Below are 6,292 nucleotides of genomic sequence, written 5' to 3' on the forward strand. Positions count from 1 at the left end.
GCGTTGGGCTGCGAAGCGGCCCCAATAAGGTCGACGCGGTCTTCCAGGCATACCGAGTTGGCTGGTTTTGGGGCTGCTTCGCAGCCCAACGCGGGGCAAGCCCGCTCGCCACAACAAGCCTGCTTGCCACAAACAGCCTGCTCGCCACGACGAACCTGCTTGCCACAAGAGGTTATGCATTTTGCGCCTCCAGCACTATCCGGCCACTGGAACAGGCCGCCACGCCATTGCGGTAGGCGAAGTACAGCTTGGCGCGCTCTGCATCAAAGCGCAGGTGCAGTTCGATGCGATCGCCCGGGCGTACCAGTTGCTGGAACTTGAGCACTTCCATGCCGGCAAAGGTCGTCGGCAGGTCCAGCAGTTGCTGGCCGAGGTTGAAGGCCCATTCCACCTGCACCACACCGGGCAGCACCGGGGTGACCGGGAAGTGGCCGCTGAAGTAAGCCAGGTCCGGCGGCACACTCAGTTGCAGGGTCCATTCACCATCCGCTTCGACCTGCTCCAGCACTTCCGGGGCTTTTGGCCGTGGCGCCAGCAGCAGTGCTTCGACGTCGGCCTGCGGGAGCTTGCCCTGGCTGTTCAGCGGCAATTGGCGCAGCAGGCGCCAGCGCCGCGGCAGGGCCAGGGCTTCGCAATGCTGGCTGAGGTGCTGGCGCAGGGTTTGGGTGACGGTGCGCCGGCCCTGGTTGCGCAGGGCGTGCAGGCCTTCGGCGCTCAACACCACCAACGCGCCGAGGGACGCGCGATTTTCCTGTACCACGCCCAGGCGGGTTTCGGCGACCCAGGCGTGGGCCATCAGCGCCTGTTCGAGCATCGGCAGCGAGATGCGTTTTTCTTCCAGCTTGACGATGCGGTCCAGGCGACCCAGCAGCTCGAAACGGCCATCTGGATGGATTCGGGCAGCGTCGGCAGTCTGTTCAATATGCCCGGCGGGCAGGTAAGGCGAGGCGATACGCAGCGCGCCGTCGGCGTCCTGGCTCAGTTGCACGTCGGCGAATGGTTGCCAGGGTTGCGCGCCCTGGCGCCAGGCGATGCCGCCGGTCTCGGAGCTGCCGAGGATTTCCGTCGGCCATTGCTGCAGGCGCTCGTAAAGACGGGTGGCCGCCTCGAGGGGCAAGGCGCCGCCGGACGAGAACACCCTCGCCACCTGGCTCAGTGCCGGCCAGTCGAGGTTGTCGCCCATGCGCTTGAGCAGCGCCGGGCTGGCGACCCAGGCAAAGTGCGGGTGCTCGCGGCTGGCGCGCTGCAGGTCTTCGGGGAATGCCAGTTGCTTGCGCACAAAAGTGCGACCGGCGCACAGCGGCCATAGCACACGGAACAGCAAGCCGTAGATATGCTGGGTGGCGACGCTCCCGATGATGCACGCGTCTTTCACGTCCGCGCCCCACAAGGCTTCCAGCGCCTGGACTTCATTGGCCAACTGACGCAGGGTCTTGTCGATGCGCTTGGGCTCGCCGCTGGAGCCCGAGGTGCACAGGCTCAGTTGGCAGGCGTCCAGGTCGAGGGCTGCAGGGCTCAAGGGCGACTGATACAGCACGTCGAGGTCGGCAGCTTCCACCAGCCAGGCGTCGACGGCCTCGTCCCAGCGTTGGCGGGTCTGGGGTTGCAGGTCGGCGGGCAGCAGCACGCTGACCCCGGCACGCCAGGCGCCCAGCAGGGCAATCGCCAGTACGCCGGCGTCTTCCAGGTGCACGGCCAGGCGCTGGATGCCACGCGCCTGCAGGCCTGCGGCCATGCTCAGGGCGTGTTCCCACAGTTCAGCGTGATTCATCGCAGGTTCGGTGGTGACCAAACGCTGTTGCAGCGGCTCGAGCAACAGGTGCTCAAGTTTCAACCCTTTCATACGCGGCCTCGAACCCTTTGTCGTACCAGCCATTCCACGGCAAACAACAGCCCCATCAGCCCGTAGGCGATCAGGCCGTTGTACAACGTCCACCAACTCAGCGGCGCCCACAGGGTGAGCGCGGCGGCGAGCAGGCCATTACACAGAAAAAACACACTCCACACCACGGTGACCTGGCGCGTATACACAATCGCGTGGGGGGGCAGCTGCGGGTCGGTCATGCGCGCCAGACGCTCGACCATCGGCGGGCCATATTTCAGGCTCAGGCCGAACAGCGCGAGCATGAACGCGCTGACCAGGCTCGGGTACCAGCGCAGCAGGTGCGGGTTGTCGAACCAGGCCAGCAACAGGCAGAACACGATCACGGCCACCGCCATCCAACGGCTGCCTGGGCGCCGCGCACCGGTCAGCGCGCGCAACAGCCACAAGCTGCCGAGCAGCAGGCCGAATTGCCACGGCGCGAAGTGCTCGGTGCCGTAATACACCGCAAAAGGGTACAGCAGCCCCGCCAGCAACAGGCCAAGGCCGATCAGCCGGCTCATGCGGCCGGCGTGACCAGACGGTACACCGCCTCTACCACGTCGTTGACGGTGCGCACGGCCTTGAACTCTTCGGCAGCGATCTTCTTGCCGGTCTGGCGCTTGATATGGTCGATCAGGTCGACGGCGTCGATGCTGTCGATTTCCAGGTCCTGGTACAGGTTGGCGTCGAGAGTGACGCGCTCAGGCGGCAGTTCAAACAGTTCCACCAAGGCATCGCGCAGGGTGTTGAAAATATCGTCACGAGTTTGCATGGTCCGGTCTCAAGCTGCCTGTCTGGCCGTGACGAACGCCGCGAGGCTCGCCACGTTGGTGAAGTGATTGCGGGTGTCCTTGGCGTCGGCATCGATTTTGATACCGTACTTTTTCTGGATCGCCAGGCCCAATTCCAGGGCGTCGACCGAATCCAGGCCCAGGCCTTCGCCGAACAGGGTTTGTTCGCTGCCGATGTCGTCGGCGCTGATGTCTTCCAGGCCCAGGGCCTCGATGATCAGCGTCTTTATGTCGTGCTCAAGGCGGTGTTGGTCGCTCATCTTCGGCGAGCTCCTTAATAAAATAGTGGTGCAGGTAATCGTTGAGCTTGCGTGAAGCCTGGGGCGCAGGCCCCAATGCCGCGAAGGCCTGTGGTTCTATATCGGCACCCACCCGCAAACTGAAGTGCACGCGGCATTTTGGGATGCGATACCAGGGTTCGGCCTTGGTCAGGGTGGTGGGGCTGACCTTGATCACCACGGGGGTGATGATTGTCGCACCGCGCAGCGCAATGGCGGCGCCCCCGCGATGAAAGGCAGGCGCCGCGCCGGGTGTGGTGCGGGTGCCTTCCGGAAAGATGATCAGGGTTTGCCCGGCCTGCAGCGCGCCGGCGGCGGCATCGAGCATCTCGGCGCTGCCGTCGTTGCTGATATAACCCGCGTCGCGCACCGGTCCACGGGTGAACGGGTTTTGCCACAGGCTTTGCTTGACCACACAGTTGGCCTGGCGCACCAGGCCGATCAGGAACACCACATCGATCAGCGACGGGTGGTTGGCGATGATCATCTGGCCCGGGCGGCCGAGCTTTTCCGCGCCTTTGACACTGAAGGTCAGCACCCCGGCGCGTTGCATCAGGCGGATAAAGAACCAGAACAGCCAGCTGATGGTGTGACGGGCGCGGCGCCGGTGTTGGGTCGCGTCGCCCGGCAGGCAGCTGAGCAGGGGGAACACCAGCAAACGCAGGCACAGCCCGCCGAAACCGAACAGCACGAAGCTGGCTGCGGTGGCGATCAGGCGCCAGTAGTAGGCGTCCCGGGGTTTGTCGGTCAAGGCTTGCGTTGCCAGTTCCATACGCGGTTCTTCCAGGCATGTTGGCAGGCGACCTGGTCGGTGAGCAGGGTGCGCAGCAGGTTCAGGGCGTGAGGCCACTGGGTTTGAGTGGGTTGGACAGTGCCGGGGCTGAGTTCCAACTGCCACTCGTCGCCGGGCGTCAGCAGCAGGCCGAGGGCGTAGGGAAAAGGCACGTCGTGGATCCAGCTGGCGTAGGCGTCGGGCGGCTGTTCTTCGGTGATCACCAGCAAGACCGCCGAGGCGCCCTCGTTGAGCAGCGCGGCAGCTTCGAGCATGCCGTGCTCCAGGCCATCACCGGCGGCTGCCAGGGCGGTCATTTCGCTGGTTTCATTACGCAGTATCGACCACAGGCCAATCACCGCGTTATGCACCGACAGGCTGAACTGGGTCGGCGACAGTGGCTGGTCGTTGGCCAGGTCAGTGAGGATATCGAGGGTGCGCGGGGTCTCGCCGTGCCGGGAAATAAACACCAGGGGCAAGTCCTGCAGGCCTTCGGCCAGTGGCCAGCCCACGCTGAAGGCCATGCGCGCCAGGCGGCTCAGGCGCCGGCGCTGCATGGCCGGCAGGAATGACACGTCGGGGCAGGCTTCGCTTTCGGGCAGCAACACCGGATTCCGGCACCAGGCGTGCCAGTCGTCCGCGCTCTCCAGGCCAGGGGCCCAGGCGCGCCATTGGGCGATGTTGAAAGTGATCACTGAGAAGATATCCCGCCCCTGCGGGCTTCCATGTGCGGCCGTTGGCCCCGAATACCGGGACAGGGAGCAGTAGCCGAATGGCGCGCATTATCCCGTTGCCGTGGGGTTCTAGCAAACTTTGGTAAAGATTTGTGCACGGCTGATTACAAATTAGTGGAGGAGATTTACATATTGTCGGTTACCGAAGGTCGGCTTGGTTGTCGGACCATTCCTGATTCTTCGTGTGTGACGTACTACATGCCGACTTTAATGCAGCAGTGCATGGATGAACGAGGTAGCTAACAGGCGCTTTTGCCCTCTACACTCGGACATTCATTGATACACGGAGGTTTTTCCATGCGGCGTGTGGTGTTCAATCAGAAAGGCGGCGTTGGCAAGTCCAGCATCGCCTGCAACCTGGCGGCGGTCAGCGCCAGTGAAGGCTATCGAACCCTGTTGGTGGACCTCGATGCACAAGCCAACTCAACCCAGTACCTCACCGGGCTGACGGGCGACGATATCCCCATGGGGATCGCGGATTTTTTCAAGCAAACCCTGTCATCCGGGCCGTTTTCCAAGAAAAACCAGGTCGATATCTACGAAACGCCATTCGACAACCTGCACGTCATCACCGCGACTGCTGAACTGGCGGACCTGCAGCCCAAGCTTGAGGCCAAGCACAAGATCAACAAGCTGCGAAAGCTGCTGGACGAATTGAGCGACGATTACGACCGGATCTACCTGGATACCCCGCCGGCCCTGAATTTCTATGCGGTTTCGGCGCTGATTGCCGCCGATCGCGTGCTGATCCCCTTCGATTGCGACAGCTTCTCGCGCCAGGCCTTGTATGGCCTGCTGGCGGAAATCGAAGAATTGAAGGAAGACCACAACGAAGGCCTGGAAGTGGAAGGTATCGTGGTCAATCAGTTCCAGGCGCGGGCGAGCTTGCCGCAGCAGATGCTCGACGAGTTGATCGCCGAAGGCCTGCCGGTGCTGCCGGTGTACCTGGCTAGTTCGGTACGCATGCGTGAATCGCACCAGGAGAGCAAGCCGTTGATCCACCTGGACCCACGGCACAAGCTGACGCAGCAATTTGTGGAGCTGCATAACCTGCTGGAAAACGCCTGATCTGACAGGCAACGCTGACCCTAATGTGAAATGCAATCAGTGTGGGAGCTGGCTTGCCTGCGATGGCATCGCCTCGGTGTATCAGGCAGACCGAATCGCCTGCATCGCAGGCAAGCCAGCTCCCACATTTTGTTTTGCGTTCCGGCACGAAGATTTGGATTTGTCTCACAGAGGCTGTAGGACAGGTCTGGCAATTGGGGTTCTGCCTTGTATCGTTGCCTACAGGTAAGTCAGAATCCGCCGGCTTGTGCGTCTGGAGGGGTGTCTCTTAAGGTTCGCCGGTCGCTGAATGTTCAGTGACCGGGTTTAGTAGCCCAATCAGACGAAAGCATGTGCGCCGCTCCATCATCATGGCAGCTGTGCGCAGGGCACCTTCGGGTGCGCCGGTTTTTGCTTTCGTTCCCGGTCTACTAACCTGCGTACAGCTGCCGCCCTCGTTTAGTAGCGAGTAGGTGATGGTCCTATCAGAGAACGAAAAGCATGCTATTTACCGTCACACCCAACCTCCCCACCGAAACCCTCGTGCTAAACAGCTACGAAACCTTCTCTTCCGTGCGCACCCTGTTACTCAACTTGTCCAACGACCTCACCGGCGAACACCGCGACATGGCCCTGGCCATCCACCAGTTGAGTGAGCTGGGCGTACTGCTGGTCGGTCAGATCATGGACCGCGAAGCCCCGCTGGCCTGAGGTTAAACGCGGTCAAAAAATGTGGGAGCGGGCTTGCTCGCGAATGCGGTGTGTCATTCAGCCTATGCATCGACTGACACTGCGCATTCGCGAGC

Annotated in this window: 8 protein-coding genes; 2 read left to right on the forward strand and 6 right to left on the reverse strand. The window is 62.4% G+C overall.

The genetic code is table 11. From position 1 onward, the window contains the following. Nucleotides 1–172: 172 nt before the first annotated feature. Genes QMX97_RS31280 through QMX97_RS31305 form a run of 6 tightly spaced genes read right to left on the reverse strand, consistent with a single transcriptional unit; the run spans nt 173 to nt 4,400 of the window. Nucleotides 173–1,843, reverse strand: coding sequence for an AMP-binding protein (locus QMX97_RS31280; RefSeq protein WP_282398198.1), 1,671 nt, complete (start codon nt 1,841–1,843; stop codon nt 173–175). Continuing rightward, entirely contained in the window at nt 1,840–2,385 is a 546-nt protein-coding gene (locus QMX97_RS31285; protein ID WP_065899980.1) for a hypothetical protein, read from the reverse strand. Before QMX97_RS31285 ends, QMX97_RS31280 begins: the two co-directional genes overlap by 4 nt. Further along, entirely contained in the window at nt 2,382–2,636 is a 255-nt protein-coding gene (locus QMX97_RS31290) for an acyl carrier protein (protein ID WP_016979215.1), read from the reverse strand. Before QMX97_RS31290 ends, QMX97_RS31285 begins: the two co-directional genes overlap by 4 nt. A gap of 9 nt (nt 2,637–2,645) precedes the next feature. Then, complete coding sequence (locus tag QMX97_RS31295) at nt 2,646–2,915, reverse strand: phosphopantetheine-binding protein (RefSeq protein WP_065899982.1); 270 nt, start codon at nt 2,913–2,915, stop codon at nt 2,646–2,648. Next, a complete protein-coding gene (locus tag QMX97_RS31300; protein WP_120447454.1) occupies nt 2,893–3,705 on the reverse strand; it encodes a 1-acyl-sn-glycerol-3-phosphate acyltransferase in 813 nt (270 codons plus the stop codon). The genes QMX97_RS31295 and QMX97_RS31300 overlap by 23 nt, the downstream gene beginning before the upstream one ends. Continuing rightward, on the reverse strand, nt 3,681–4,400 hold the full coding sequence (locus tag QMX97_RS31305) for a beta-ketoacyl synthase chain length factor (RefSeq protein ID WP_282398199.1): 720 nt from the start codon (nt 4,398–4,400) through the stop codon (nt 3,681–3,683). Before QMX97_RS31305 ends, QMX97_RS31300 begins: the two co-directional genes overlap by 25 nt. Before the next feature lie 336 nt (nt 4,401–4,736). Between QMX97_RS31305 and QMX97_RS31310 the strand changes: the two genes are divergently transcribed. Both QMX97_RS31310 and QMX97_RS31315 read left to right on the forward strand, forming a co-directional pair. Continuing rightward, the gene (locus QMX97_RS31310; RefSeq protein WP_282398200.1) at nt 4,737–5,507 is read left to right on the forward strand and encodes a ParA family protein; all 771 of its coding nucleotides are present in this window, start codon (nt 4,737–4,739) and stop codon (nt 5,505–5,507) included. Nucleotides 5,508–5,987: 480 nt separating this feature from the next. Next, nucleotides 5,988–6,197 (forward strand): DUF6124 family protein, encoded by a 210-nt coding sequence (locus tag QMX97_RS31315; RefSeq protein ID WP_120447455.1) that lies wholly within the window; start codon nt 5,988–5,990, stop codon nt 6,195–6,197. The last annotated feature ends 95 nt before the right edge of the window (nt 6,198–6,292 follow it).

This window comes from Pseudomonas sp. PS01298 (assembly GCF_029959745.1).
Lineage (GTDB): Bacteria > Pseudomonadota > Gammaproteobacteria > Pseudomonadales > Pseudomonadaceae > Aquipseudomonas > Aquipseudomonas aylmerensis.

What these genes read in the sequence shown, in the direction of transcription:
- QMX97_RS31290 (WP_016979215.1), bottom strand. Translation starts at nt 2,636, where the DNA reads ATGCAAACTCGTGACGATATTTTCAACACCCTGCGCGATGCCTTGGTG.
- QMX97_RS31300 (WP_120447454.1), bottom strand. Translation starts at nt 3,705, where the DNA reads ATGGAACTGGCAACGCAAGCCTTGACCGACAAACCCCGGGACGCCTAC.
- QMX97_RS31280 (WP_282398198.1), bottom strand. Translation starts at nt 1,843, where the DNA reads ATGAAAGGGTTGAAACTTGAGCACCTGTTGCTCGAGCCGCTGCAACAG.
- QMX97_RS31285 (WP_065899980.1), bottom strand. Translation starts at nt 2,385, where the DNA reads ATGAGCCGGCTGATCGGCCTTGGCCTGTTGCTGGCGGGGCTGCTGTAC.
- QMX97_RS31310 (WP_282398200.1), top strand. Translation starts at nt 4,737, where the DNA reads ATGCGGCGTGTGGTGTTCAATCAGAAAGGCGGCGTTGGCAAGTCCAGC.
- QMX97_RS31315 (WP_120447455.1), top strand. Translation starts at nt 5,988, where the DNA reads ATGCTATTTACCGTCACACCCAACCTCCCCACCGAAACCCTCGTGCTA.
- QMX97_RS31295 (WP_065899982.1), bottom strand. Translation starts at nt 2,915, where the DNA reads ATGAGCGACCAACACCGCCTTGAGCACGACATAAAGACGCTGATCATC.